The following is a 26884-nucleotide window of genomic DNA, read 5'->3' on the forward strand; positions in this document are numbered from 1 at the left end:
CGCGACCGGCTCGACGACACCCGGCACGACGCGGCGCGTCGTCGCCGTCGACGGAGTCGCCATGGTGCGCCTCCTCGGACCTCAGGACCGCCTCATCCGAGCGGTCGAATCGCGATTCCCCGACGTCCAGGTGCACGTGCGCGGCAACGAGGTGACGCTCGAGGGCGAGCGCGCACCCGTCTCCGCGGCGGCGCGACTGGTGGAAGAACTGGTGACCATGACCGCAGGCGGCCACGACCTCGACCCCGACGGGGTGCGCGAGTCCGCTCGCATCCTCGAGAGCGGCGGGCCGGTCAGCCCGTCCGAGGCCTTCGGGCAGGCGATCCTGACCGCACGCGGCAAGAGCATCCGGCCGAAGACCCTCGGGCAGCGCGAGTACGTCGACGCCGTCGATCAGAACACCATCGTGTTCGGCATCGGCCCCGCCGGAACGGGCAAGACCTACCTCGCGATGGCGAAGGCCGTCCAGGCCCTGCAGCGCAAGGAGGTCGAGCGGATCATCCTGACCCGCCCGGCGGTGGAGGCGGGGGAGCGGCTCGGCTACCTGCCCGGCTCGCTCACCGACAAGATCGACCCCTACCTGCGCCCGCTCTACGACGCCCTCAACGAGATGATGGACCCGGAGATCGTGCCCAAGCTCCTGGCCGCCGGCACGATCGAGGTCGCTCCGCTCGCCTACATGCGCGGTCGCACGCTCAACAACTCGTTCGTCGTGCTCGACGAGGCCCAGAACACCACGCCCGAGCAGATGAAGATGTTCCTCACCCGGCTCGGCTTCGGCTCCCGGATGGTCATCACCGGCGACATCACGCAGGTCGACCTGCCCACCGGCGCCAGCGGTCTGCGGCTCGTCACGCGCGTGCTCGACGGGATCGACGACATCCACTTCTCGAGGCTGACCAGCGAGGACGTGGTGCGCCACAGCCTCGTCGGACGCATCGTGGACGCCTACACCGAGTACGACCAGCAGAAGCAGGCGCAGCACTACGAGCGCGATCAGGCGCGCGAGTTCGCCAACCGCGCGGAGCGGCGCGCGGGCTCGCCCCGCTCCGCCGGCGACGCGCAGCCCAAGCGCCCGCGCGGCTGACCCGCGCACCCGACCCACTCCGACGAAGAGGAACACCGCCCCCGTGAGCATCGAGATCAACAACGAGTCGAGCGTCCCCGTCGACGAGGCGGCGCTGCTGCGCCTCGCCGGGTACGCGCTCGACTCGCTGCACGTGCACCCCGACGCCGAGCTCGCGATCGTCCTGGTCGACGAGGGCGCGATGGAGCAGCTGCACGTGCAGTGGATGGACGAGCCGGGCCCGACCGACGTGCTCAGCTTCCCGATGGACGAGCTGCGACCCGGCACCGAGGACGAGCAGACCCCAGCGGGCCTGCTCGGCGACATCGTGCTCTGCCCGCAGGTCGCGCAGACCCAGGCCGAGGCCGCGGGCCACTCCGTCCTCGACGAGCTGCTGCTGCTGACCGCGCACGGGCTCCTGCACCTGCTCGGCTTCGACCACGCGGAGGCGGAGGAGGAGCGCGAGATGTTCGGCATCCAGCGCGACATCCTCGTGGGCTTCCACATCAGCGAGCGACGCCGCTAGGCCTCGCCGTGCTGACCCTCCAGCTCCTCATCGCCGCTCTGGCGCTCGTCGCCGTCGGCGGCTGGTTCGCCGCCACCGACGCCGCTCTGGGCGTCCTCTCGCGCAGCGACGTGCTCGAGATGGCGAACCACTCCCGCAGCGCCCGCGCCCTGCGCGCCATCGCGGGCGACATGAGCGCGCACGTCAACGTCGTCAACTTCTCGCGGATCGCCGCCGAGACGACGGCCGCCGTGTTCGTCACCACGGTGCTCGTCGTGGTCGTCGACCAGCTCTGGCTCGCCCTGCTGCTGGCGATCCTGATCATGGCGGCCGTCTCGTTCGTCCTGGTGGGCTCGAGCCCGCGCAGCGTCGGCCGGGCGCACGCCCGGGCGGTCCTGGGCACGAGCGCGTCGCTGGTGCACGTCCTGCGGGTCGCGCTGGGCCCCGTGGCCCACGGACTGGTCGCCCTCGGCAACCGCGTCACTCCGGGAACGGGTCGCTCGGCGGGCTTCTCGTCCGAGGAGCAGCTGCTCAGCATGGTCGACGAGGCCACCGAGCAGTCCGTCCTCGAGCAGGACGACCGCGAGCTCATCCACTCGATCTTCGAGTTCAACGACACCCTCGTCCGCGAGGTGATGGTGCCGCGCACCGACATGGTGACGATCGAGGCGACCGCGTCGATCGGAGCCGGCATGGGGCTGCTCCTCAGCCGCGGCATCTCGCGGCTCCCGGTCATCGGCGAGGGCGTCGACGACGTGCTGGGCGTGCTCTACCTCCGCGACGTCGCCCGCCACACCTACGAGCGACCGGACGACGACGACGTCGTCGCCGACCTGGCGAGGCCGGCCCTGTTCGTGCCGGAGTCGAAGAAGGCGGACGAGCTGCTGCGCCAGATGCAGCTGGAGTCGAACCACCTCGCGATGGTCGTCGACGAGTACGGCGGCATCGCCGGCCTCGTCACGCTCGAGGACCTCATCGAGGAGCTGGTCGGCGACATCTCGGACGAGTACGACCGCGAGGTCGACCTGTTCGAGGAGATCGAGCCGGGCGTGTACCGCGTCTCGGCGCGCCTCCCGGTCGACGAGCTCGGCGAGCTCTTCGAGATCGACCTCGAGGACGACGACGTCGACTCGGTCGGCGGACTTCTCACCAAGGCGTACGGACGACTGCCTGATCGCGGATCCAGCGCCCGAATCGGCGGTGTGATCCTCGAAGCGGAGCAGGCCGACGCCCGCCGGGGCACGATCTCGACGGTCCTGGTGCGGCGCGATCCCGACCACGATCCGGCGAACGAGTCGGGCACCGGCCCGGTGCCGATCGTGGTCGAGGGCGGCGAGGACGCCGCCGAGGGCGCGCGGACCGGGGATACTCGGAGCCGGGACCCCCGCTCGCGCGACACGCGTGCGCGGGACGGACGGGCCGCCCAGGCCCGTGCCGAGCGGGCCCGGGCAGCGGGCACCCCCGCCGAGGACAGACAGAACGAGGACGCACGATGACCGACACCAGCCCGCCCACGACGCCCTTCCGAGCGGGATTCGTGTCGTTCGTCGGCCGCCCGAACGTCGGCAAGTCGACCCTGACGAACGCCCTCGTCGGCGAGAAGATCGCCATCACGAGCTCCAAGCCCCAGACGACCCGCCGCGCGATCCGCGGCATCGTGCACCGACCCGACGGCCAGCTCATCGTGGTCGACACCCCGGGCATCCACCGCCCCCGCACCCTGCTCGGCGAGCGGCTCAACTCCCTCGTCACCTCCACGCTCGGCGACGTCGACGTGATCGGGATGCTCTTCCCGGCCGACGAGCCGATCGGCCCCGGCGACCGCTTCATCAACGAGCAGCTCGATGCGTTCCCGCGCGCCCGCAAGGTCGCGATCGTCTCGAAGGTCGACCTCTCGTCGAAGAAGTCGGTCGCGAAGCAGCTGCTGGCCGTCTCGGAGCTGCGGGAGTGGGACACGATCGTCCCGATCTCGGCCGTGACCGACGAGCAGCTCGACGTGCTCGCCGTGGAGCTCCTCCGCCTGATGCCCGTGTCGCCCGCCCTCTACCCCGAGGAGGCCGTGACGGACGAGGACCTCGGCTCCCGCATCGCCGAGTTCATCCGCGAGGCCGCTCTCGAGGGCGTCTCGGACGAGCTGCCGCACTCGCTCGCCGTGACCCTCGACGACATGGTCGAGCGCGAGGACGGCTCCTTCATCGACATCTACGCCAACGTCTTCGTCGAGCGCGACAGCCAGAAGGGCATCATCATCGGCAAGGGCGGTCAGCGCCTGCGCGAGGTCGGCGCCGTCTCCCGCGAGCAGATCGAGCGGCTCCTCGGCCGCCGCGTGTTCCTCTCGATCCGGGTGAAGGTCGCGAAGGAGTGGCAGCGCGACCCGAAGCTGCTGGGCCGACTGGGCTTCTGATCCCGTCGGCGCACGCCGATCAGCCGCCGGGACGACGACGCCGCCGTGCTCGACGTCTAGCGTGAGAGGCATGCGCGTGCTCCTGGACCGTCCGGCGACGCTCCCGATCGCGGGGGCGCTCCTCGCGGCCGCGCACCTGCTGGCGCTGACGAGCGGCGTGTCGAGCGCGCATCCGTCCGCCGGCCTGCTGCTCGGCCTCGCCCTGGCGCTGGCCGGCTATCTGCCCGCGCTCGCGCCGACCCTGGCCGCCTCGGGCATGCTCCTCGGCGGCGCGGTCCCGGTCGCCGGGCTTCCGCTCGACGGCGTCGTCGTCGGAGCGGTCGTGCTCTGGTCGACGGCGCGCCGCCTGGGCCCGTGGACCCGGTCGCTGGCGCTGGTCGGAGCGCTGCTGCTCGCGGGGATCGGCGGGATCGTCGCGTCGGCGTCGCTCCGACCGTCGTTCGACGCCCCGGAGCCGTCGCCGAGCATCGACTTCCTCGTCCTGGTCGCGGTGGCGGTGCTCGTCGCCGCGGTCCTGGCGGCGGTCGCGGTGCTGTCCTTCCTCCGCGGGCTCCGCTCGCCGGTCGGCATCGACGACCCGACCGAACGCCTCCTGGTCCGCCTCGCCGGGCCCCAGGACGCCTTCGCGGTCGGATCGGCCGGTGCACAGGCCCTCGTCCTGCTCGCGATCTCGGTCGTCCCGTACTCGGTGGACGTCGATTCGCTGCACCCGTTCGTGGCCGGAGTGCTGGCCGTCGCGCTCGTGCTGCACCGGCGCGCGCCCGGACTCGCCCTCGGCATCGCGTGGGTCGGCGCCGTTCTGCAGATGAGCGTCCGGCTGGAGCCCGCTCCCTCCGATCTGGCGATCCTCGTCGTGCTCTTCGGAGCGGGAGCCGCCGCGTCGAAGACGGTGCGGACGGCAGGGGCAGTCTCAGCCGTCGTCGGCTCGACGGTCGCGGTGGGCTACCTCTCGATCGCCTTCGGCCTCGCGCAGGACTCGCCCAGCAGCCTGATCACCGTCGTGGCGTCGTTCGGCGGGATCCTCGCGACGCTCGGACTCTCGTGGACGGTCGGGCTCCTCTCCCGCGCCGCGCGACGCGCCCGCGAGGGGCAGGCGCTCCGCGACGAGGCGGAGCGCGAGCGGGCACGGGCCCAGCGCGAGCTCGACACCGTCGAGGAGCGCAACCGCATCGCCCGCGACATGCACGACGTCGTCGCCCACTCGCTCGCGGTCGTCATCGCCCAGGCCGACGGCGCCCGCTACCTCGGCGCGGGCAGCCCCGAGCAGACCGATGCGGCGCTGCTCACCATCTCGGGAGTCGCGCGCGACGCGCTCGGCGACGTCCGCCAGCTCCTGGCGCAGCTCCGGCACAGCCAGGCCGACGGCCCCCAGCCCGAGGCGCGCGACCTGCCCGCGCTGCTCGAGAGCGTGAGCGGCACCGGTGCGCCGGTGCGCACGGAGATCGGGCTTGACCTCGAGTCCGTGCCGCGCGCGACCGGGCTGGCGCTCTACCGGATCACTCAGGAGGCGACCACCAACGCCCTCCGCCACGGCCGCCCCGGCGCTCCTCTCGACGTCGCTCTGCGACGCGACGGCGCCGACGTCGTGCTCACCGTCCGCAACGCCCGCTGCGAGGACGCGCTCGCGACCCCGGGGGAGGGCCACGGTCTCATCGGGATGCGCGAGCGCGCCGTCCTCGCGGGCGGAGCCCTGCAGGCCGGACCGGTGGGCGACGACTTCGTCGTCGACGCCCGGCTGCCCGCTCCCGTCGTCCCGCCGCGCACCGCACCCGTCCCGCTCGACCCGTCGCTCGCCTCCGGAGGCACCCCGTCATGACCGACCCCATCCGCATCGTCCTCGTCGACGACCAGGCGCTCTTCCGCGCCGGCATCCGCATGCTCCTGAGCTCCCAGCCCGACCTCGAGGTGGTCGGCGAGGCGTCGGACGGCGCCGAGGGCGCCGATCTGGTGGGCCGCGTCGCACCGGACGTGGTGCTGATGGACATCCGCATGCCCGGTGTCGACGGCATCGAGTCCACCCGGCGGATCCTCGCGCGGGCTGCCGAGACGGGGACCGAGCCGCCGCGCATCCTCGTCCTCACGACCTTCGACCTCGACGAGGCGGCCGCCCGGGCCATCCGCGCCGGGGCGAGCGGCTTCCTCCTCAAGGACACCGAGCCGGGGTTCCTCCTCGCGTCCGTGCGGACGGTGCACGCCGGGACGGCCGTCGTGGCCGCCTCCGCGACCCGGGAGCTGTTCGAGCACTTCGGTGCGCCGGGCAGCGGACGCGAGACGCCCGCCGCGTTCTCGACGCTGACCGATCGCGAGCGCGAGATCTTCCACCACGCCGCGAGGGGTCTGAGCAACACCGAGATCGCGACCGCGGAGTTCCTCAGCGAGGCGACGGTGAAGACCCACATCAGCCGGACCCTCGGCAAGCTCGGGCTCCGCGACCGCGTGCAGCTCGTCGTCTACGCCTACGAGAACGGCCTCGTCGCCTGAGCCCCCGCGGGTGACCCGGGCGCCGCGCAGTGCTAGCCTGGCCGCGTGCGCTTCGGTCTGCTCCTTCTTAGCTGCCGCGACGAGTCCTAACCCCCAGGCCTCCCTCGTCGCGGAGTCCGTCGACGCCTGATCGCAGTTCCCTTCGCGAGGTCGCATCCGACACCGGATCCCCGCGAGACCGACACGGGCGCGCATCCGCGTCAGGAGACCCCATGAAGAACACGCAGAAGCCCTCGTCCATGCCGATCCACAAGTACCGGCCCTACCACGAGCAGATCACCGTCGATCTGCCCGACCGCACGTGGCCGACCAAGCGGATCACCACGGCGCCGCGCTGGTGCGCCGTCGACCTCCGCGACGGCAACCAGGCGCTGATCGACCCGATGAGCCCCGAGCGCAAGCGGATCATGTTCGACCTGCTCGTCTCGATGGGCTACAAGGAGATCGAGGTCGGCTTCCCCAGCGCCAGCCAGACCGACTTCGACTTCGTGCGCAGCCTGATCGAGGAGGGCGCGATCCCGGAGGACGTCACCATCCAGGTGCTGACCCAGGCCCGCGACCACCTCATCGAGCGCACCTACGAGTCGATCCGCGGCGCTCGCCAGGCGATCGTGCACCTCTACAACTCCACCAGCGTGCTGCAGCGCGAGGTCGTGTTCCGCAAGGACCGCCAGGGGATCATCGACATCGCCCTCGCCGGGGCGCGCAAGTGCCGCGAGATGGAGGCGTCGGTCCCCGGGACCACCGTCTACTACGAGTACTCGCCCGAGAGCTACACCGGCACCGAGCTCGAGTTCGCCCGGGAGATCTGCGACCGCGTCGTCGAGGTCTTCGAGCCGACCGCCGACCGCAAGGTCATCCTGAACCTGCCCGCCACCGTCGAGATGGCGACTCCGAACGTCTACGCCGACTCGATCGAGTGGATGAGCCGGAACCTGGCGCAGCGCGAGAACATCATCCTGTCGCTGCACCCGCACAACGACCGCGGCACCGCCGTCGCCGCCGCCGAGATGGGCTACCTGGCCGGTGCCGATCGCATCGAGGGCTGCCTCTTCGGCAACGGCGAGCGGACCGGCAACGTCGACCTCGTCGCGCTGGGCGTCAACCTGTTCACTCAGGGCATCGACCCGCAGATCGACTTCGGCGACATGGACGGCATCAAGCGCACCGCCGAGTACTGCAACCAGCTGGCCGTGCCCGAGCGCAGCCCCTGGGCGGGCGATCTGGTCTTCACCGCGTTCAGCGGCTCGCACCAGGACGCGATCAAGAAGGGCTTCGAAGCCATGGAGGCCGAGGCCGAGCGCACCGGTCGCGGCGTCGACGAGCTCACCTGGGCCGTTCCCTACCTGCCGGTCGACCCGAAGGACCTGGGGCGCTCCTACGAGGCGGTCATCCGCGTCAACTCGCAGTCGGGCAAGGGCGGAGTCGCGTACCTGCTCAAGACGGACCACGCGCTGGACCTGCCGCGCCGCCTCCAGATCGAGTTCTCGGGCGTCGTGCAGGCCAAGACCGACGCCGAGGGCGGCGAGGTCACGAGCGAGCAGATCTGGACGATCTTCCAGGACGAGTACCTGCCCGCTCCCGCGCACCGCGCCGACGAGAAGTGGGGACGTTTCGAGCTGACCCGCACGAGCACCTCGAGCGACCTGGGCGGCACGATCGCCCTCACTGCGGTGCTGCGCGTCGGCGACGAGATCATCGAGGCGAACGCCTCCGGCAACGGCCCGGTCAACGCCTTCGAGTCCGTGCTGGCCCAGCACGGCGTCGAGGTGCGGGTGCTGGACTACGTCGAGCACGCCCTCAGCGCCGGCGGCGACGCGCTGGCCGCCTCCTACGTCGAGTGCTCAGTCAACGGCCGCACGCTCTGGGGCGTGGGCGTCGACGCCGACATCTCGACCGCCTCCCTCAAGGCGATCGTCTCGGCCGTGAACCGCGCCCTGCGCGAAGAGGTGCCGGCTCTCGAGCTGGCCGCCACCTCGGTCTGACCCGTCCGGCCGAGGGAACCCCGGCCCGTCGAGGGAGCCTGCATCAGCGGGTTCCCTCGACGGGTCGGGGTTCCCTCGGTTCAGGGCGCCGGTCTAGGCGCGGCGGCGCCAGTGGAGGCGGGGTACGCGGTTCAGGGCGCGCTGCTCGGGCAGGCTCCAGCCGTAGCGCACGGCGAGCAGGCGGATCAGCGTGGTGACGCCCACCGCGAGCGGCGCGGCGAAGTCGATGAGCATCCCGAAGCGCAGTCCCGCCACGAGCACGGCCGTGCCCGCGGTCGCGGCGATCGCGTAGAGCGAGCCGACGTGCATCAGCGCGATCGGCCGGTTGAGCAGCACGTCCCGGATGACCGACCCGCCGACCGCCGACACGGTCCCGACGAAGACGGCGGGCACCTCCGGCACGCCGAGCGCCAGCGCCTTCGTCGTCCCGATCGCGCCGAAGAGCCCGAGGGTCAGGGCGTCGAGGGCGGTGATCGTGCCGTCGACGCGGTTCAGCACGTGCTGGAGGAGCATCCCGACGAGCGAGGCGGCGACCGCCACGATCAGGTAGGCGTTGGTGTGCAGGGCGACGAGCGGGGTCTGCAGCAGCAGATCGCGCAGCACGCCGCCTCCCAGACCGGTCGCCGTGCCGATGATCGTCACGCCGAGCAGGTCGATGCGGCGGTCGCGGAACTCGCCCGCGAACATCGCGCCCTGGAGGCAGCCGATGGCGATCGCGAGCAGGTCGGCCCAGGCGGGGATCACGAAGAGGGTGGCGGCCACCGGCCCATCGTTCCACGCCCGCGTCGGTCGACCGGCCCGGTGGCCGGGAGGTTGTCGGTGGCGGGGAGGATAATCGGAGTCATGCCCACCTACCGTGACGAAGCCGTGGTGCTCCGCACGCACAAACTGGGCGAGGCCGACCGCATCGTGACGCTGCTCTCGCGCGGGCACGGCAAGATCCGCGCCGTCGCCAAGGGCGTCCGCAAGACCGGCTCCAAGTTCGGCTCGCGGCTCGAGCCGTTCATGGTCGCCGATCTGCAGCTCTACGAGGGCCGCAGCCTCGACATCGTCACCCAGGCCGAGTCGATCGGGGCGTACGGCGCCCTGATCGCCGCCGACTACGACTGCTACACCGCGGCGAACGCGATGGTCGAGACGGCCGACCGGCTGACCGACTCCGACGCCTCGCTGCAGCAGTACCTGCTGCTCGTCGGGGCGCTCCGCTCGCTCTCGCGGCGCGAGCACGAGCCGGTGCTGACGCTCGACTCCTACCTCCTGCGCGCCCTGTCGATCGCGGGCTGGGCGCCGAGCTTCGAGGACTGCGCCAAGTGCGGTGCCCCCGGCCCGCACGGCGCGGTCGTCGTGCAGCTGGGAGGGGTGGTCTGCGAGGACTGCACTCCTCCCGGCGCTCCGCGCGTCGCCCCGGAGGTCGTCGTGCTGCTCGGCGCGCTGCTCTCCGGAGACTGGGCGCACGCCGAGTCCACCGAGCCCTCGACCCGATCGCGCGCGAGCGGAGTCGTCGCCGCCTACACGCAGTTCCACCTCGAACGAGGACTGAGATCACTGGAGCACGTCACCCGATGAAGCCCTTCACGCACAAGGACGCCGAGCCCTACCGCGAGCTCGACTGGACCGGGCTCTACCCGCCGGACGTGCCGCGGAAGGCGGTCCCCGGTCACGTCGCCATCGTCATGGACGGCAACGGCCGCTGGGCGAACGGGCGCGGGCTCACCCGCATCGAGGGGCACAAGCGCGGAGAGGCGGCGCTGCTCGACGTCGTGGCGGGAGCGATCCAGATCGGGGTCAAGCACCTCAGCGTCTACGCGTTCTCGACCGAGAACTGGAAGCGCTCGCCAGAGGAGGTGCGCTTCCTGATGGGGTTCAACCGCGACGTCCTGCACCGCCGACGCGACCAGCTCAACGAGTGGGGCGTGCGCATCCGCTGGGCCGGGCGGAAGCCCCGCCTCTGGGCCTCGGTGATCAACGAGCTGCAGTTCGCCGAGAAGCTGACCGCGGGCAACGACGTCCTGACCCTCACCATGTGCGTCAACTACGGGGGCCGCACCGAGATCGCGGATGCCGTGCAGCGTCTCGCCGGCGAGGTCGCGGCGGGCAGGCTGAAGCCGTCCGGCATCACCGAGAAGACGATCGCGAAGGCGCTCTACGTGCCCGAGATGCCCGACGTCGACCTCTTCCTGCGCTCCTCCGGCGAGCAGCGCACCAGCAACTTCCTGCTCTGGCAGAGCGCGTACGCCGAGATGGTGTTCCTCGACCGCCTCTGGCCCGACTTCTCGCGGACCGACCTGTGGGAGGCGATCGAGCACTACTCCGGTCGCTCCCGCCGCTTCGGCGGTGCCGTGGACGTGCCGGGCGCCTCGACGTGATCCGCGTCGCGATCGTCGGCTACGGGCTGGCCGGCAGCGTGTTCCACGCTCCGTTCCTGGCCGCCGATCCTTCGTTCGAGATCGTCGCGGTGGCGACGTCGGACGCAGAGCGCGCCGCGAGCGCCGCCGCCGCGCATCCCGGAGCGCGGATCGTCGCCGACACCGCCGCGGCCCTCGCCGAGAGCCCTGACCTCGTGGTGCTCGCGTCTCCGCCGTCGGTGCACCGCGAGCAGGCGGTCGCCGTGCTCGAGACGGGTGTCGCGGTCGTGGTCGACAAGCCGTTCGCTCCGACCGTCGCCGACGCCGAGGTGATCCTCGCGGCGTCGGAGGCGAGCGGCGCTCCCGTCCTCGTGTTCCAGAACCGGCGCTGGGACGCCGACTTCCTGACGCTGCGGCGACTGCTCGATGAGGGCGTCCTCGGCGAGGTCGTGCGCTTCGAGTCGACGTTCGAGCGCTGGAGCGCGCCGAAGACCGGGCGCTGGCAGAGCGCCATCGGCCCTGAGCAGGGCGGCGGGATCCTCTTCGACCTCGGCAGCCACCTCGTCGACCAGGCGCTCGTGCTCTTCGGACCCGCGACCGTGACCGCCGCCGAGACGCGGACCGTGCACGCGGGCGGCGCGAGCGAGGACGACGCCTTCGTCTCGCTCCTGCACCGCGGCGGGGTCCGCTCGCATCTGACCATGAGCCGCGTCGCGCGGACGACCGGACCGCGGTTCCGCGTCCTCGGCACGGGAGCCGCCTTCTCGGTCGACGGGCTCGACCCGCAGGAGACCGCGCTGCGGCACGGGGGAGCACGGGTCGACGACGTCGGCTTCGGCGAGGTCCCGCGCGAGGAGTGGGGAGTGCTGACGGACGACTCCGGACGCCGCCCCGTGCCCAGTGAGCGCGGCCGCTACGCGTCGTTCTACGAGGGTGTCGCCCGCACCCTGCAGGACGGCGCCCCGGCCCCCGTCGACGTGCACGAGGCCCTCGCCGTCGTCACGGCGATCGAGCAGGCGCACGCCCTCGCCGCCCGTTGAGGATCGACGCGCCCGGCGTGGGAGCGCTCTTGGCGATCCGACGGGGGAGGGGGATCCTCGAAGGGTGAGTACTCCAGGCCCGTCCGTGACCGCCCTGCGCGAGCGGTTCGCCGGCGCGCGCGGCTACCACAACGCCTGCACGCTCGGCCTGCCGCCTCGCGAGAGCGTGGAGGCGCTGCGTCTCGATCTCGACCGCTGGTCCGCGGGTGAGAACACGGCCGCCGGCTACGGCGACGTCGCCGAGCGCGCCCGGGCCTCCTTCGCGGGGATCGTCGGCGTCCCCGTCGAGCGCGTCGCGATCGGCTCGCAGACCTCGGCGATGGCCTCCGTCCTCGCCGGCTCTCTGCCGGACGGCGCGCGCGTGCTCTGCGTCGACGGCGACTTCTCCTCCATCGTCTTCCCGTTCCTCGCCCAGGCCCACCGCGGCGTCGTCGTGCGCTCGGTGCCTCTGGAGGCACTGGCCGACTCCGTCGAGCCCGCCGACGACCTGGTCGTCTTCTCGGCGGTGCAGTCCAGGAGCGGGGCGCTCGCCGACCTCGACTCCGTGCTCGAGGCGGCCGCCCGGTGCGGTGCGCGGACCGCGTGCGACCTGACCCAGGCGGCGGGCGTGCTGCCCGTCGACGCCTCCCGCTTCGACGCGACGCTCACCCACGCGTACAAGTGGCTGTGCTCGCCCCGCGGAGTCGCGTTCCTCACGGTCTCGCCGGAGTACGCCGCCGAGCTCGTGCCGCTGCAGGCCGGCTGGTACTCCGGAGAGGACGTCTGGTCCTCCTGCTACGGGCCGGCGATGCACCTCGCCGAGAACGCCCGCCGCTTCGACGTCTCGCCCGCCTGGCAGGCGTTCGTGGGAGCGGAGGCGTCGCTCGCCCTGCTCGGGTCGCTCGACGTCGACGAGGTGTGGCGGCACGCCTCCGGTCTCGGCGACCTGCTCTGCGAGCGGCTGGATCGCGACCCCCAGCGCCGGGCGATCGTCTCGTGGCCGGACGAGGACGGCGCGGACCTGGCGCGCCTGCTCGAGGCGGGGATCAAGGTGTCAGGACGCGGCGGGCGGCTCCGGGTCGCGTTCCACGTCTGGAACGACGAGTCCGACGTGGACGAGCTGGTCCGACTCCTGAGGGAATAGCGGCGGCCCCGCTCGGTTGTCCTCGGAGTGACCGACTCCCAGCCCCCCATCACCGTCGACATCTGGTCGGACATCGCGTGCCCCTGGTGCTACATCGGCAAGCGCAAGTTCGAGCGCGGGCTCGAGGCCTTCCGTCTCGCCCACCCGGACGCGCCCGCCGTCGCGATCGAGTACCGCAGCTTCGAGCTGTCGCCGGACACCCCCGAGGACTACCGCGGCGGTGAAGCGGCGTTCCTCGCCGAGCACAAGGGGATCCCCGAGGCGCAGGCGCAGCAGATGCTCGACACCGTGACCGCCATCGCGGCGAGCGTCGGGCTCGACTACCACTTCGAGACGGTCCGGCACGTCAAGACCGTCACCGCGCACCAGGCGCTGCACCACGCGAAGTCGCAGGGCCTGCAACTCGAGCTGAAGGAACGGCTCCTCAGCGCGTACTTCGTCGAGGGCCGCGATCTCGCGGATCCGGCGGTGCTCGCCTCGCTCGCCGCAGAGGTGGGCCTCGACGAGTCCGAGACGGCGCAGGTCCTCGCGGAGCAGCGCCACCTGCCCGACGTGCAGGCCGACATCGCGCAGGCACGGGAGTACGGGATCAACGGCGTGCCGTTCTTCGTCCTCGACGGCCGCTTCGGCGTGTCGGGCGCACAGGAGCCGCAGGCCTTCACCGAGGTGCTCGAGCACGTCCTCGAGCAGAGGGTGAGCGCGTCGTGAGCTTCGAGATGCTCGGAGCCGCCGGCGTGCCCGTCTGCGAGGACGGGGTCTGCGCCGTGCCGACTGTGGCGCCCGATCCTGCTGCGGTCAGCGCGGAGGCTCCTCGACGCTGATGTCGGCCACCTCGGCTCCGTAGGCCTCGATCAGCGCGTCGGCGTCGACGAAGGCGCTGCGACCCGGAGTCCCGGCGCCCATCGCAATGCGCCGACCCCGGATCCGCTCGTCGGCGACGACGGGCCAGGCGGTCGTGGATCCGATCGGGGTGATGGTCCCGCGGCGGTAGCCGGTGGCCTCGAACGCGACCGACTCCTCGGGCATCCTCAGCTTGTTCACTCCGACCACCGCGCGCAGCTTCGGCCACGAGATCTGCCGTCCGCCGGGGATCAGCGCGAAGAGCAGACCGCCGTCGTGGCGCTTGACGACGAGCGACTTGACGATCGTGCCCGGCTCGATGCCGAGCAGCCGGGCGGCCTCCTCGAGGCTCCCGGCCTCGGGCCTCTCGACGACCTCCACGTCCAGTCCGCGCGCCCGGGCGTCCGCCTCGAAGCGCGCCGGCCCGTCCTCCCCAGCATCGATCGTGCTCATCGATCCGCCTCCTCTGCTCGTCTCGCCTTCCCCAACACAGGATCTGGGAGAATCGATACCGATGTCCTCCACTCTTCTGGCCCCACCGCCCGCGCGACCCGCGCCGGCGCTGCGCATCGGCCCCCTCGAACTCGACGCGCCGGTCGTCCTCGCTCCCATGGCGGGGATCACCAACACCGCGTTCCGCCGCCTCTGCCGCGAGTTCGGCGCGGGGCTCTACGTGAGCGAGATGATCACCTCCCGCGCGCTCGTCGAGCGCACGCCGGAGTCGATGCGCCTCATCCGCCACCATCCCAGCGAGTCGGTCCGCTCGATCCAGCTCTACGGAGTCGATCCGAAGACGGTCGCCGAAGCGGTCACCATGCTCGTCGCGGAGGACCGCGCCGACCACATCGACCTCAACTTCGGCTGCCCGGTCGCCAAGGTGACCAGGAAGGGCGGGGGAGCGGCGCTGCCGTGGAAGCTGCCCCTGTTCCGGCAGATCGTGGAGGGTGCAGTGAAGGCGGCGGGCGACGTCCCGCTGACCGTCAAGATGCGCAAGGGCATCGACGCCGATCACCTCACCTACCTCGAGGCGGCCCGTGCGGCAGAGGCGGCGGGAGTCGCCTCCATCGCCCTCCACGCCCGCACCGCGTCCGAGTTCTACAGCGGCCACGCCGACTGGTCGGCCATCGCGACTCTGAAAGAGGCGATCACGAGCGTCCCGGTTCTCGGCAACGGCGACATCTGGTCGGCCGAGGACGCGCTGCGGATGATGGCCGAGACCGGCTGCGACGGTGTCGTGGTCGGCCGCGGCTGCCTCGGTCGGCCGTGGCTGTTCGGCGACCTCGCCGCGGCCTTCGCCGGCTCGGACCAGCGCTTCCGCCCGACGCTCGGCCAGGTCGCCGTCGCGTTCCGCCGCCACGCCGAGCTGATCTGCGAGTTCTTCGAGAGCGAGGAGCGCGGCTGCCGCGACATCCGCAAGCACGTCGCCTGGTACTTCAAGGGCTACCCCGTCGGCGGCGAGCTGCGCGCCCGCATGGCGTCGGCCGAGACCCTCGCCGAGCTCGACGAGCTGCTCGCGCAGCTCGACCCCGAGGAGCCCTACCCGGGTGGGGCGGCCGAGGGCCAGCGCGGCCGCGCCGGATCGCCGAAGGTCCCGTCGCTGCCCGACCGCTGGCTCGAGTCCCGCGAGCTCGACGCCGGCCAGCGCGCCGACGTGTCCGCCGCCGAAGTCCACCACAGCGGTGGATGACCGCGCGCTCTGGGGGTACTCGCTCGTCGACGTCGAGCGGTTCCTGCCGGAGGAGCACTCCACCCGCCGGTCCGACTTCGCGCGTGACCGCGCGCGGCTGTTCCACTCCAGCGCCCTGCGCCGCCTCGCGGCCAAGACCCAGGTTCTCAGCCCTACGGCCGGAGTCGACTTCGCCCGGAACCGGCTGACCCACTCGCTCGAGGTGGCGCAGATCGGCCGTGAGCTCGCGACCAGTCTCGACCTCGACCCCGACGTCGTCGACACCGCCTGCCTCGCGCACGACATCGGCCATCCGCCCTTCGGCCACAACGGCGAGCGCGCGCTCAACGCCTGGGCCTACGGCATCGGCGGGTTCGAGGGCAACGCCCAGACCTTCCGCCTGCTCACCCGCCTCGAGCCGAAGGTCTTCGGCGACGACGACCGCCCCTACGGTCTGAACCTCACCCGCGCGAGCCTCGACGCCAGCTGCAAGTACCCCTGGCCCGACACCCGGTCCGTCGCGGATCCCTCCGGGAGGGCGAAGTTCGGGTTCTACGCCGACGACGCACCGGCGTTCGCCTGGATGCGCGAGGGCGCCCCCGAGGGCGTGCGCTGCATCGAGGCCGAGGTGATGGATCTGTCCGACGACATCGCCTACTCGGTGCACGACTTCGAGGACGCCGTCGTCTCGGGCTACATCGACGTCGAGGCGCTCGGCTCCCGCAGCGACCACGACGATCTCGTCGCGTCGATGCACGCGTGGGTCGGCGACGAGATCGAGCACGCCGAGCTCGTCTCCGCCTTCGACCGCCTCGACTCGCTCGACGTCTGGCTCGACTCGTGGGACGGGTCGCGCCGCGATCAGGCTCGCCTGAAGAACCTCACCAGCCAGCTCATCGGCCGCTTCGCTGCGGCCGCCACCGAGGCGACCCGCGAGGCCTACTCGCACCCCGACCTCGTCCGCTTCGGCGGCCACGTCGTCGTGCCCCGCGAGCAGCAGGCCGAGATCGCGGTCCTCAAGGGCATCGTCGCGACGTTCGTGATGTCGCGGAACACCCGCCAGCCCATCTACGCCCAGCAGCGCGAGGTCCTCACGCGCCTCGCCGACACCCTCCTCGAGCGCGGCGAGGGCGTCCTCGAGCCCGGCTTCGCCGAGGACTGGCGAGCGAGCGACTCCGACGACGCCCGCCGCCGCGTCGTCGTCGACCAGGTCGCCAACCTCACCGACCAGAGCGCCCTCGCCTGGTTCGAGAGGCTGTGCCCATAAGGAGCCGGTCCCTGCCCGGCTCTGCGCGGTCGGCTGTGCTCATGAGGAGCCGGTCCCTGCCCGGCTCCGCGCCGTCGGCTGTCGCGGGTGGTCGCTTTCTGCAGAGCGTGGCGTGTGCGCCTAGGGCGATCCGCTGGCACGCGGATCACCCGTTCGGCTCGGAGAGGGTCGGCGGGTCGTCCGCTCGCCTCTCGGTGATCGAGTAGGGCGCGGAGCGGCCGTATCGAGATCCGCGTCGTACAGGGGTGGTCTCGATACGCCCCTGCGGCGCTACTCGACCAGCAGAAGAAGACGAGAGCGACTCGGGACCGGCAGCGCGATGCGCAACGTCCGCTTACGAGGGGGTTTAAAGCCTGTCAGCGGTCGAACCCCCTCGTCAGCTCATGTTGCGCAGCACACCCCGGCCGCAGCGCCCTAGTGCGCGCCGCCGTAGCCCCATCCGAGCCGAACCGGTGATCCGCGTGTCAGCGGATCGCCGTAGGCGGACGCAGGACGTTCTGCGGGATCCGCCCCGTCGGAAAGGCGACCGCGAGTCGCCGGGCGAGGACGGGCGACTACGACAGCTCAGCCGAACCGGCGATCCGCGTGCGAGCGGATCGCCGTAGGCGGCCGGAGGACGCTCCATGGAACCTGCACCGTCGAAAAGCCGACCGCGAGGCGTCGGGCGAGGACCGGCGACTACGATGGACACCGTGCCAGGACGGATTCGACAACAGGATGTCGAGGAGGTCAAGGCGCGGGTCAACATCGGCGATGTCGTCGGCGAGTACGTCACCCTGAAGTCGGCGGGTGTCGGGTCGCTCAAGGGTCTCTGCCCCTTCCACGACGAGCGCAGCCCCAGTTTCCACGTGCGGCCGCAGGCCGGTTTCTACCACTGCTTCGGCTGCCAGGAGTCGGGCGACGTCTACAGCTTCATCATGAAGATGGACCACACGTCCTTCAGCGAGACGGTCGAGCGGCTGGCCGCCCGCGTCGGCATCGTCCTCCAGTACGAGGAGGGCGGCGGTCAGGCGCCCGAGACCGGCGGTCGCGTGCGCCTGCTCGAGGCGAACAGGGCGGCGGAGGAGTACTTCCGCGAGCAGCTGGCCACTCCGGGCGCCGACGTCGGCCGCAGGTTCCTCGGCGAGCGGGGTTTCGATCGCGCCGCCGCCGATCGCTTCGGCGTCGGCTTCGCGCCCGACGGCTGGGACGGGCTGACGACCGCGCTCAAGCGGCGCGGCTTCTCCGAGACCGAGCTCAGCGCGGCGGGCCTGGTCAGCAGCAGCAACCGCGGAGGCGTCTACGACCGGTTCCGGGGGCGCCTCGTCTGGCCGATCCGCGACGTCACCGGGCAGACGGTCGGCTTCGGCGCCCGCCGCCTCCTCGAGGAGGACAAGGGCCCGAAGTACCTCAACACCCCCGAGACGCCCGTCTACCACAAGTCGCAGGTGCTGTACGGGCTGGACCTCGCCAAGCGCGACATCTCGCGCGGGCACCAGGTCGTGGTGGTCGAGGGCTACACCGACGTGATGGCGTGCCACCTCGCGGGAGTGACGACCGCGGTCGCCACGTGCGGCACCTCCTTCGGCGTCGACCACATCAAGGTGCTGCGGCGGGTGCTGGGCGACGACAGCGGAGTGGGGGAGGTCGTCTTCACGTTCGACCCCGACGCCGCGGGTCAGAAGGCGGCGATGCGCGCGTTCCAGGAGGAGCACCGCTTCGCCGCGCAGACCTTCGTCGCCGTCGCGCCCGAGGGACTGGATCCGTGCGACCTGCGGCTGAACCGCGGCGACGACGCGGTCCGCCGCCTCATCGACGACAAGAAGCCGATGTTCGAGTTCGTGATCCGCCAGCTGCTGTCGCGGTACGACCTCGAGACGGTCGAGGGCCGGGTCGCCGCCCTGCGTGCTGCCGCACCGGTGGTCGCCGAGATCCGCGATCCCGCGCTCCGGCCCGGCTACTCCCGCGAGCTCGCCCGGATGCTCGGCCTGGACATGTCCGAGGTCAACTCCGCGGTGCGCTCCGCCGGCTCCCGTCCCCGCGGCTCCCGCGAGGAGCGCCGCGAACCCGAGCGCGAGACCGCGGCGACCGAGCCGCCCGCCGGCGCGCGCCTCGCGGATCTCCCCGTCGACGTGGTCACGCGGATCGAGCGCGAGGCGCTCATGGCGATGCTCCAGCTCCCTCAGGCGATGGGCGTCGAGCTGCTCACCCGCGCCGCGCATGCCGCCGTGACGAACGAGACCCTGCGCGTGGTCCGCGACGCCGTCGTCGCCAACCTCGAGCGCGCGGAGGACCGCGACTGGGTCGAGCACGTGGCGAACGACGTCCCCGGCCCGTTCGCCTCCCTGGTCCGCCAGCTCGCGGTGGCGCCGATCCCGGCCGCCGACGAGGCGAAGCTCGCCCGCTACGCGCGCGACGTCGCGGTCTCGCTGATCGAGCGCGACCTGCTCCGCGAGATCGCCGAGCTGCGCGGGGCCCTGCAGCGCGCGTCCGCCGACCCCGTGATGTCGCGTGCGGTGCAGGTGCGCCTCGTCGAGCTCGAGCGCGAGAAGCGCGCTCTGCGGAGCGAGTGAGCAGCGGAGGAGCAATCGTCACCCTTCCAGGGGCGTGTTGCAGTCGTGTGAAGATTCCGCCGCGGCGGAGCGCTCGAGTTCGGAGAGCGCTTCCACATGTGTTACCACTGAACAACAGCACTGCGGACGCCCGGCGCGGGTGCGCTGGTGCGCGCCCCGGAGATCGGGTCCGCCGCACGACCGCGCGCGCCACGAGCGCATCCGCAACAGATCCTTACCAGGAAGAGGTAGACGGACGATGACATCCGCATCCACCCGGGGCGCTCGCGCGCTCTCCGCCGCCGCAGGTTTCGCCGCGGTCGCGATCGTGCTCGCGGGCTGCTCCGCCGGCGGCTCCGACTCCGCGGGCGACAGCGCCGCAGGAGGCGCCCTGACGATCGGCACGACCGACAAGATCACGACGCTCGACCCGGCCGGCTCGTACGACAACGGCTCCTTCGCCGTGATGAACCAGGTCTACCCGTTCCTGATGAATACCCCGTACGGCAGCCCCGACGTCGAGCCCGACATCGCCGAGTCCGCCGAGTTCTCGGCGCCCACCGAGTACACCGTGACCCTCAAGGAGGGTCTGAAGTGGGCGAACGGCAACGACCTGACCTCCTCGGACGTCAAGTTCTCGTTCGATCGCCAGCTGGCGATCGCGGACGCCAACGGCCCGTCGTCGCTCCTCGCGAACCTCGACAGCGTCGCGGCTCCCGACGACACCACCGTCGTCTTCACCCTCAAGTCCGAGAACGACCAGACGTTCCCGCAGATCCTCTCGAGCCCCGCGGGCCCGATCGTCGACGAGGACGTCTTCTCGGCCGACGCGCTCACTCCGGACGACGAGATCGTCTCGGGCGATGCGTTCGCCGGTCAGTACACGATCGCGAACTACGACGTGAACAACCTCATCCAGTACAAGGCGTACGAGGGCTACGAGGGCGTGCTCGGCGCGGCCGAGACCGGCACCGTCAACGTCAAGTACTACGCCGACTCGTCGAACCTCAAGCTGGACATCCAGGAGGGCAACATCGACGTGGCGTTCCGGAGCCTCTCGGCCACCGACGTCGAGGACCTCCGCGGCAACGACGCGGTCAAGGTCGTCGACGGTCCCGGCGGCGAAATCCGCTACATCGTCTTCAACTTCGACACCCAGCCCTTCGGTGCGACGACCGCCGAGGCCGACCCGGCCAAGTCGCTCGCCGTGCGCCAGGCCGTGGCCGACCTGATCGACCGCGAGGAGATCGCCGACCAGGTCTACAAGGGCACCTACACCCCGCTCTACTCGTTCGTCCCCGAGGGGCTGACCGGAGCGACCGAGCCCCTCAAGTCGCTCTACGGCGACGGCGAGGGCGGACCGGACGCCGACAAGGCGAAGGCGACCCTCGAGGCCGCGGGCGTCACCGAGCCGGTGAACCTCAGCCTCCAGTACTCGAACGACCACTACGGCCCGTCCTCGGGCGACGAGTACGCGCTGATCAAGGACCAGCTCGAGTCCTCGGGTCTGTTCACCGTCGACCTGCAGACCACCGAGTGGGTCCAGTACTCCAAGGACCGCAGCTCGGACGTCTACCCGGCCTACCAGCTGGGCTGGTTCCCGGACTACTCGGACGCCGACAACTACCTCTCGCCGTTCTTCATCAAGGAGAACTTCCTCGCGAACCACTACGACGACGCCGAGGTCCAGGGCCTGATCGCGGAGCAGGTCTCGACGACCGATCCCGACGCCCGCACCGCGGTCATCGAGGAGATCCAGGACAAGGTCGCGGCGCAGCTGTCGACCGTCCCGTACCTCCAGGGCTCGCAGGTCGCGGTCGTCGGCAGCGACGTGAGCGGAGCAGAGGACACCCTCGACGCCTCGTTCAAGTTCCGCTACGCGGCGCTCAGCAAGGGCTGATCCACCCCTCCGAGGCCGGCGCCTCCCCGATCGGGAGGCGCCGGCCTTTCTCCACGAAAGGCATCACGTGACGACAGCCACGACGGCTGCGGCGACGACGCCCACCCGGCGATCGCGCGGCTCCGGAGGCGGACTCGGGCGCTACCTGCTCGTCCGCTTCCTGCTCATCATCCCCACCGTCTTCATCCTCGTGACGCTGGTGTTCCTGCTCATGCGCACCACGGGCGACCCGATCACGGCCGCCCTCGGCGGACGACTGACCGCCGACCAGCTCGCCGAGCGCGTCGCGGCCGCCGGCTACGACCGGCCGTTGATCGTGCAGTACGTCGAGTACCTCGGCCAGCTGCTCACCGGCGACTTCGGCACCACGCTGAGCGACAACCGGCCGGTCACCGAAGTGCTGCTGACCTACGGTGCGGCGACCGTCGAGCTCGCGTTCTACGCGCTCCTCGTCGCGTTCCTCGTCGGCATCCCGCTCGGCATGCTGGCCGCCTACCACCGCGACCGCACTCCCGACGCGGTGCTGCGCATCTTCGCGATCCTCTGCTACGCCACTCCGGTGTTCTTCGCCGGCCTGCTGCTCAAGCTCGTCTTCGCGGTCTGGCTGAAGTGGTTCCCGGTCGCCGGGCGCGCCTCGACCAGCACGGAGCTGTCGCTGCAGTTCCTCGAGAACAAGACCGGCATCTACCTGATCGACGCGTTCCAGACCGGCGACCCGGCGGCGGTGTCCGACGTGCTCTCGCACGCGGTGCTGCCCGCCGTCGCGCTGGGCCTGCTGACCGCCGGCATCTTCCTCCGCCTCGTGCGCACCAACGTCATCGGCACCCTCGGCACCGACTACGTCGACGCGGCGCGCTCGCGCGGTGTCGGCGAGTTCCGCCTGGTCCGCACGCACGCCTACCGCCCGGCGCTCATCCCGATCATCACGGTGATCGGCCTGCAGATCGCCCTGCTGCTCGGCGGCGCGGTCCTGACCGAGACCACGTTCGAGTGGAAGGGCCTCGGCTTCCAGCTGGCCGAGTACCTCCAGGCGCGCGACTTCGTGGCCGTGCAGGGCATCGTCGCCCTGCTGGCGGTCATCGTGGCGCTGACCAACTTCATCGTCGACGTCATCGCGGCACTCATCGACCCGCGAGTGAGGTACTGATCATGAGCACCACCGCTCCCGCTCCGTCGCGTCCGCGGCGGCGCCTCGTCGACCGGCTCCCCGTCGTGCACCAGCTCCGCCAGAGCATGGGGCTGCAGCGCGGGATGCTCGTCACGGGCCTGGTCATCACCGGCGCGTTCCTCCTGGTCGCCCTCTTCGCTCCGCTGATCGCGCCCTACGGCTACTCGCAGCTGCGCTCGGACAGCGGGGCGTTCGGCGCCCAGCAGCCCCCGAGCGCCGAGCACCTGCTCGGCACCACCGTCGGCGGCTACGACGTCCTGAGCCGCGTGCTCTGGGGCGCGCAGACCGCGTTCCTCGTGATCGTCGTCGCGGTCGTGCTGTCGATCTTCGTCGGGGTGTTCCTCGGGCTGGTCTCGGGGTACCTCGGCGGCTGGCTCGACCGCGTGCTGGTCGTGATCTGCGATGCGATCTACGCCTTCCCGACCCTGCTGCTCGCCATCGTGATGTCGATCGTGATCTCGGGCGGGCAGTCGAACCTCTGGGCGGGCATCTTCGCCGCCGCCGTCTCGATCACGGTCGTCTACATCCCGCAGTACTTCCGGGTGATCCGCGCCGAGACGGTCCGGATCAAGGGCGACGCCTACGTCGAGTCCGCGAAGGTCGTCGGAGCCTCGACCAGCCGGATCATGTTCCGTCACGTCCTGCGGAACGCGACCCGCACCCTGCCGCTGATCTTCACGCTCAACTCGTCCGAGGCGATCCTGACCCTCGCGGGACTGGGCTTCCTCGGCTTCGGCATCGAGCCGACCTCGGCGGCCGAGTGGGGCTACGACCTCAACAAGGCGCTCTCGGACGTGACGAGCGGCATCTGGTGGACCTCGGTCTTCCCCGGCCTCGCCATCGTCCTCGTCGTGCTGGGCATCACGCTCGTCGGCGAGAGCCTGAACGACCTCGCCGACCCGCGCCTGCGCGGTCGGCGCGCAGTGGCCGCCGGAGCCGGCGACGTCGCCGCGACGTCCGTCGTCCCGGGCGGCGTGCTCGCCGCGGACGGCCTGGAGACGCCGGGGCACGACCCCGTCGCCGGAGTGGAGGGGACGCGATGAGCGACCAGAGGCCGATCGTCGACATCACCGATCTCGAGGTGGCCTTCGCCAGCGACCGGGGAGCCGTGCGCGCCGTCGCCGGGGTGAGCCTGCGGGTCGAGCGCGGCGAGGTGCTCGCCATCGTCGGCGAGTCCGGCAGCGGCAAGACCGTGACGGCCAAGACGATCCTGGGTCTCCTGCCCGAGACCGCGACCGCCTCGGGGGTCGTGCTGCTCTCGAAGAAGGACGGCAGCTCCTCCACCGACGTCGTGTCGGTGCCGAAGGCGCGCCTGCGCGAGATTCGCGGGACCGATGTGGCGATGGTCTTCCAGGAGCCGTCGACCGCGCTGAACCCCGTCTTCACGGTGGGCTGGCAGATCGCCGAGGGGCTGCGCGCCCACGGCAGCGTCTCGAGGAAGGAGGCGCGCGCCCGCGCGATCGACGTCCTGCGCACGGTCGGCATCCCCGAGCCGGAGAAGCGGGTCGACTACTATCCGCACCAGTTCTCGGGCGGGCAGAAGCAGCGCGTCGTGATCGCGATGGCGCTCGTGCTCGATCCCGGGCTCATCGTCGCCGACGAGCCGACCACTGCGCTCGACGTCACGGTGCAGGCCGAGATCCTCGATCTCCTCCGCCGCTGCCGCGACGACTTCGGCACCTCGATCGTGCTGATCACCCACAACATGGGCGTGGTCGCCGATCTCGCCGACCGCGTCGCCGTGATGTACCAGGGCGAGCTCGTCGAGGAGGCGCCCGTCGCCCAGCTCTTCGCCTCGCCGAAGGCCGAGTACACCAAGAAGCTGCTCGCCGCCGTGCCGCACGTCGGCCAGGGCGTCGAGCGGGCGAAGGACCGCGCCATCGAGCGGGCGAGCCTGCCCGAGGCCGAGACTCTGGTCGAGGCCGACGGCCTCCGGATCCAGTACCCGGGCCGACTCGGCCGCTCCGGCTTCGTCGCGGTCGACGGAGTCTCGTTCCGCATCCGCGCCGGCGAGGTCCTGGGCCTGGTGGGCGAGAGCGGGTCGGGCAAGACGACGATCGGGCGCGCGATCGCGGGCCTGACCACCGTCACCGGCGGATCCCTCCGCGTGCTGGGGAAGGAGATGCGCGGCATCCGGGAGCGGTCGTTCCGCCCGGTGCGCGGCGACATCGGCTTCGTCTTCCAGGATCCGGCGTCGAGCTTCAACCCGCTGCTCACCATCGCCGAGTGCGTGGCCGAGCCGCTGATCGTGCACGGGCGGTTCCCGGATGCGGGCTCCGCGAGATCGCGCGTCGACGAGCTCCTCGAGGCGGTGCAGCTGCCGAAGTCCTACGGCGACCGCTACCCGCACGAGCTCTCGGGCGGGCAGCGTCAGCGCGCGAGCCTCGCACGGGCGCTCGCCCTCCAGCCCAAGCTGCTGATCGCCGACGAGCCCACCTCGGCGCTCGACGTCTCGGTGCAGGCCCGAGTGCTCGAGCTGTTCTCGGAGCTGCAGCGCGAGTTCGGCTTCGCGTCGCTGTTCATCAGCCACGACCTCGCCGTCGTCGACCTCCTGGCCGACCGGATCGCGGTGCTCTACCGGGGCGAGCTGGTCGAGGAGGGCACGGGCGAGGAGGTCCTCGCGACGCCGAAGCACCCCTACACGCAGCGCCTGCTCGCGTCCCTGCCCGTCCCGGACCCCGCCGAGCAGGCCGAGCGCCGCGAGCTCCTCCGGCGCATCACGCACGCGGAGCGCGACGCGTGAGCACCGGGTCCGCGCCGATCGTCGTCGACGATCTCAGCGTCGAGTACCCGCCGCGCGGCATCAGCCGCCGCTGGACGGCCCTGCGCGGCATCAGCCTCCGCGTCGAGCCGGGGGAGGTGCTCGGGATCCTCGGCGGCAGCGGCTCGGGCAAGTCGACGCTCGCCCGGGTCCTGGGCGGCGACGGACTGGGCGGAGACGGCGACCGGGCCCGCCCGGTGATCGTCGGAGGCGACGCGACCGTCGCGGGCCACCGGCTCCGCCACCTGCCCGCCCGCGAGATCAAGCGCTTCACGTTCGACGTCGCCTACCTCGCGCAGGACGCGGGAGCCACCCTCCGGCCCGAGCTGACCGTCTCCGAGCTGATCGCCGAGCCGATCTTCCTCCGCGACCGCCACTACGACCCGAAGAGCGCCGCCGTGCGCGTCGCGACCCTGCTCGACTCGGTGCACCTGCCGCTCTTCCTGCTCGACCGCTTCCCGTACGAGCTCTCGAGCGGCCAGCGTCAGCGCGTCGCGATCGCCCGGGCGCTCGTCCTCGGTCCGAAGGTCCTCGTCGCCGACGAGCCCACCTCGGGCATCGACGCCACCGTCCGCGAGTCGATCGTCGATCTGCTGGCCGACCTGCGCCGGCGGGACGAGTTCGCCGCGGTCGTCGTCAGCCACGACATCGACGTGCTCAGCCGCGCGACCGACCGCATCGCCGTGCTCGTCGGCGGCGAGGTGGTCGCCTACGGTCCGCTCCTGGACGTGCTGGTCGAGGCGCGCCACCCGTACGTGCGGGAGCTGGGCGCCGCCTTCGCGGAGTACGAGCGGTTCGACGCCTCGCGCGCCCAGCGCGTCGCTCCGGTCGAGGAGGTGCTGTGACGACGCCGCGCGTGGCGGTGCTGCCGCGCACGAAGGACGTCTTCACCCGGGCGATCGAGGACGGCGGCGGCCGGATCGTCGGGCTCGACGGCACGCCCGACGCCCTGCTCTGGCTCTCGTACGGCCGCGTGGACGAGCTCGAGGACGTCCTCGAGCAGCACCCGTCGATCCGCTGGGTCCAGCTGCCCTGGGCCGGAGTCGACGCGTTCGCGTCCACCCTGCGCAGCGCTACGCGACCGGGTCTGACCTGGACGAGTGCGAAGGGCGCCTACTCCGAGCCTGTGGCCGAGCACGCGCTCGCCCTCACCCTGGCGCTGCTGCGGTCCCTCCCCGAGCGTGCGCGGGCGACTTCGTGGGGTGCGAAGCACGCCGCGACCTTGCACCGCGCCCGCGTCGTCGTCGTCGGCGCCGGAGGCATCGCGCAGGAGCTCCTGCGGCTTCTCTCGGTCTTCGGCGCGCACGTCACGGTGGTTCGGCGCCGCGCCGATCCGATGCCGGGCGCCGAGCGCACCGTGACGGGCGACAGGCTCGCCGAGGTCGTCGCCGACGCCGACGTGCTGATCCTCGCCGCCGCTGCGACGGGTGGGACACGGCACCTCGTCGACGCGGAGCTGCTCTCGCGACTCGCGCCGCACGCGGTCCTCGTGAACATCGCGCGGGGGAGCCTCGTCGACACGGACGCGCTCGTCGCCGCGCTGGCAGACGGCCGGCTCGCGGGAGCCTCGCTCGACGTCACGGACCCGGAGCCGCTGCCCGACGGGCATCCGCTCTGGAGCGAGCCGCGATGCCTCATCACCCCTCACTCCGCCGACACCCCCGAGATGACCGCGCCGCTGCTCGCCGAGCGCGTCCGGAGGAACACCGCTGCCTTCGCCGCGGGGGAGGACCTGGTCGGCGTCGTCGACCCGGTCGCGGGCTACTGACGGACCCCGCCGCTCGATTTGGTCTTCCCGCAGA

At 71.7% G+C, this 26884-nt stretch carries 23 protein-coding genes; 21 read left to right on the plus strand and 2 right to left on the minus strand.

Annotated elements, in window-relative coordinates:
* The first annotated feature begins 61 nt into the window (after positions 1 to 61).
* The 7 genes from ASF46_RS07100 (at position 62) to leuA (ending at position 8441) form a co-directional block, all read left to right on the plus strand.
* A complete protein-coding gene (locus ASF46_RS07100; RefSeq protein ID WP_082485402.1) occupies positions 62 to 1087 on the plus strand; it encodes a PhoH family protein in 1026 nt (341 codons plus the stop codon).
* Between the two features lie 43 nt (positions 1088 to 1130).
* The gene (gene ybeY, locus ASF46_RS07105) at positions 1131 to 1592 is read left to right on the plus strand and encodes an rRNA maturation RNase YbeY (protein ID WP_055792884.1); all 462 of its coding nucleotides are present in this window, start codon (positions 1131 to 1133) and stop codon (positions 1590 to 1592) included.
* A gap of 8 nt (positions 1593 to 1600) precedes the next feature.
* A complete protein-coding gene (locus tag ASF46_RS07110; RefSeq protein WP_082485296.1) occupies positions 1601 to 3067 on the plus strand; it encodes a hemolysin family protein in 1467 nt (488 codons plus the stop codon).
* Positions 3064 to 3975, plus strand: coding sequence for a GTPase Era (era, locus tag ASF46_RS07115; RefSeq protein WP_055792880.1), 912 nt, complete (start codon positions 3064 to 3066; stop codon positions 3973 to 3975). Before ASF46_RS07110 ends, era begins: the two co-directional genes overlap by 4 nt.
* Positions 3976 to 4045: 70 nt before the next feature.
* Positions 4046 to 5791, plus strand: coding sequence for a sensor histidine kinase (locus tag ASF46_RS07120; protein WP_056866927.1), 1746 nt, complete (start codon positions 4046 to 4048; stop codon positions 5789 to 5791).
* Positions 5788 to 6456, plus strand: a complete 669-nt coding sequence (locus ASF46_RS07125; protein ID WP_056866928.1) for a response regulator — start codon at positions 5788 to 5790, stop codon at positions 6454 to 6456. The genes ASF46_RS07120 and ASF46_RS07125 overlap by 4 nt, the downstream gene beginning before the upstream one ends.
* Positions 6457 to 6668: 212 nt before the next feature.
* Positions 6669 to 8441, plus strand: coding sequence for a 2-isopropylmalate synthase (gene leuA / locus ASF46_RS07130; RefSeq protein ID WP_056866929.1), 1773 nt, complete (start codon positions 6669 to 6671; stop codon positions 8439 to 8441).
* Between the two features lie 93 nt (positions 8442 to 8534).
* Here leuA and ASF46_RS07135 read toward each other — a convergent pair whose 3' ends face one another.
* Positions 8535 to 9203 (minus strand): trimeric intracellular cation channel family protein, encoded by a 669-nt coding sequence (locus ASF46_RS07135; protein WP_055792869.1) that lies wholly within the window; start codon positions 9201 to 9203, stop codon positions 8535 to 8537.
* Positions 9204 to 9284: 81 nt separating this feature from the next.
* On the opposite strand from ASF46_RS07135, the gene recO reads away from it, so the two are divergent.
* From recO to ASF46_RS07160, 5 genes are all read left to right on the plus strand, one after another.
* Positions 9285 to 10007: a DNA repair protein RecO gene (gene recO, locus ASF46_RS07140; protein ID WP_056866930.1), complete on the plus strand. Its 723-nt coding sequence runs from the start codon at positions 9285 to 9287 to the stop codon at positions 10005 to 10007.
* Entirely contained in the window at positions 10004 to 10807 is an 804-nt protein-coding gene (locus ASF46_RS07145; protein WP_055792863.1) for an isoprenyl transferase, read from the plus strand. The genes recO and ASF46_RS07145 overlap by 4 nt, the downstream gene beginning before the upstream one ends.
* A complete protein-coding gene (locus tag ASF46_RS07150; RefSeq protein ID WP_056866931.1) occupies positions 10804 to 11826 on the plus strand; it encodes a Gfo/Idh/MocA family oxidoreductase in 1023 nt (340 codons plus the stop codon). The genes ASF46_RS07145 and ASF46_RS07150 overlap by 4 nt, the downstream gene beginning before the upstream one ends.
* A gap of 64 nt (positions 11827 to 11890) precedes the next feature.
* Positions 11891 to 12949, plus strand: a complete 1059-nt coding sequence (locus ASF46_RS07155; protein ID WP_056866932.1) for an aminotransferase class V-fold PLP-dependent enzyme — start codon at positions 11891 to 11893, stop codon at positions 12947 to 12949.
* Positions 12950 to 12976: 27 nt separating this feature from the next.
* Positions 12977 to 13657, plus strand: a complete 681-nt coding sequence (locus tag ASF46_RS07160) for a DsbA family oxidoreductase (RefSeq protein WP_056866933.1) — start codon at positions 12977 to 12979, stop codon at positions 13655 to 13657.
* Between the two features lie 87 nt (positions 13658 to 13744).
* Here the strand turns inward: ASF46_RS07160 and ASF46_RS07165 are convergent, their stop codons facing one another.
* Positions 13745 to 14242, minus strand: a complete 498-nt coding sequence (locus ASF46_RS07165; protein WP_056866934.1) for an aminoacyl-tRNA deacylase — start codon at positions 14240 to 14242, stop codon at positions 13745 to 13747.
* 61 nt (positions 14243 to 14303) lie between these two features.
* Here ASF46_RS07165 and dusB point away from each other — a divergent pair, with 61 nt between their 5' ends.
* The 9 genes from dusB (at position 14304) to ASF46_RS07210 (ending at position 26850) form a co-directional block, all read left to right on the plus strand.
* Positions 14304 to 15476 carry a tRNA dihydrouridine synthase DusB gene (gene dusB, locus ASF46_RS07170; RefSeq protein ID WP_056866935.1) on the plus strand — a complete coding sequence of 391 codons (1173 nt, stop codon included), beginning with the start codon at positions 14304 to 14306 and terminating at the stop codon, positions 15474 to 15476.
* Entirely contained in the window at positions 15469 to 16722 is a 1254-nt protein-coding gene (locus tag ASF46_RS07175) for a deoxyguanosinetriphosphate triphosphohydrolase (protein WP_056866936.1), read from the plus strand. Before dusB ends, ASF46_RS07175 begins: the two co-directional genes overlap by 8 nt.
* Before the next feature lie 683 nt (positions 16723 to 17405).
* Positions 17406 to 19274, plus strand: coding sequence for a DNA primase (dnaG, locus tag ASF46_RS07180; RefSeq protein WP_056866937.1), 1869 nt, complete (start codon positions 17406 to 17408; stop codon positions 19272 to 19274).
* A gap of 238 nt (positions 19275 to 19512) precedes the next feature.
* Complete coding sequence (locus tag ASF46_RS07185) at positions 19513 to 21153, plus strand: ABC transporter substrate-binding protein (RefSeq protein WP_055792838.1); 1641 nt, start codon at positions 19513 to 19515, stop codon at positions 21151 to 21153.
* Between the two features lie 67 nt (positions 21154 to 21220).
* Positions 21221 to 22300, plus strand: coding sequence for an ABC transporter permease (locus ASF46_RS07190; protein WP_056866938.1), 1080 nt, complete (start codon positions 21221 to 21223; stop codon positions 22298 to 22300).
* A gap of 2 nt (positions 22301 to 22302) precedes the next feature.
* Complete coding sequence (locus ASF46_RS07195) at positions 22303 to 23364, plus strand: ABC transporter permease (RefSeq protein WP_056866939.1); 1062 nt, start codon at positions 22303 to 22305, stop codon at positions 23362 to 23364.
* Positions 23361 to 25064 (plus strand): ABC transporter ATP-binding protein, encoded by a 1704-nt coding sequence (locus tag ASF46_RS07200; RefSeq protein ID WP_056866940.1) that lies wholly within the window; start codon positions 23361 to 23363, stop codon positions 25062 to 25064. The genes ASF46_RS07195 and ASF46_RS07200 overlap by 4 nt, the downstream gene beginning before the upstream one ends.
* Positions 25061 to 25927, plus strand: a complete 867-nt coding sequence (locus ASF46_RS07205; protein ID WP_235576871.1) for an ATP-binding cassette domain-containing protein — start codon at positions 25061 to 25063, stop codon at positions 25925 to 25927. The genes ASF46_RS07200 and ASF46_RS07205 overlap by 4 nt, the downstream gene beginning before the upstream one ends.
* Positions 25924 to 26850, plus strand: a complete 927-nt coding sequence (locus tag ASF46_RS07210) for a D-isomer specific 2-hydroxyacid dehydrogenase family protein (RefSeq protein WP_157602296.1) — start codon at positions 25924 to 25926, stop codon at positions 26848 to 26850. The genes ASF46_RS07205 and ASF46_RS07210 overlap by 4 nt, the downstream gene beginning before the upstream one ends.
* Positions 26851 to 26884: the final 34 nt, after the last annotated feature.

Source organism: Rathayibacter sp. Leaf296, from assembly GCF_001423045.1.
Lineage (GTDB): Bacteria > Actinomycetota > Actinomycetes > Actinomycetales > Microbacteriaceae > Rathayibacter > Rathayibacter caricis.

Bases quoted from the DNA above. Each gene is read 5' to 3' on its own strand.
- ASF46_RS07100 (WP_082485402.1), top strand. From the start codon at position 62: ATGGTGCGCCTCCTCGGACCTCAGGACCGCCTCATCCGAGCGGTCGAA.
- era (WP_055792880.1), top strand. From the start codon at position 3,064: ATGACCGACACCAGCCCGCCCACGACGCCCTTCCGAGCGGGATTCGTG.
- ASF46_RS07120 (WP_056866927.1), top strand. From the start codon at position 4,046: ATGCGCGTGCTCCTGGACCGTCCGGCGACGCTCCCGATCGCGGGGGCG.
- ASF46_RS07125 (WP_056866928.1), top strand. From the start codon at position 5,788: ATGACCGACCCCATCCGCATCGTCCTCGTCGACGACCAGGCGCTCTTC.
- leuA (WP_056866929.1), top strand. From the start codon at position 6,669: ATGAAGAACACGCAGAAGCCCTCGTCCATGCCGATCCACAAGTACCGG.
- recO (WP_056866930.1), top strand. From the start codon at position 9,285: ATGCCCACCTACCGTGACGAAGCCGTGGTGCTCCGCACGCACAAACTG.
- ASF46_RS07145 (WP_055792863.1), top strand. From the start codon at position 10,004: ATGAAGCCCTTCACGCACAAGGACGCCGAGCCCTACCGCGAGCTCGAC.
- ASF46_RS07165 (WP_056866934.1), bottom strand. From the start codon at position 14,242: ATGAGCACGATCGATGCTGGGGAGGACGGGCCGGCGCGCTTCGAGGCG.
- dusB (WP_056866935.1), top strand. From the start codon at position 14,304: ATGTCCTCCACTCTTCTGGCCCCACCGCCCGCGCGACCCGCGCCGGCG.
- dnaG (WP_056866937.1), top strand. From the start codon at position 17,406: ATGGACACCGTGCCAGGACGGATTCGACAACAGGATGTCGAGGAGGTC.
- ASF46_RS07185 (WP_055792838.1), top strand. From the start codon at position 19,513: ATGACATCCGCATCCACCCGGGGCGCTCGCGCGCTCTCCGCCGCCGCA.
- ASF46_RS07195 (WP_056866939.1), top strand. From the start codon at position 22,303: ATGAGCACCACCGCTCCCGCTCCGTCGCGTCCGCGGCGGCGCCTCGTC.
- ASF46_RS07200 (WP_056866940.1), top strand. From the start codon at position 23,361: ATGAGCGACCAGAGGCCGATCGTCGACATCACCGATCTCGAGGTGGCC.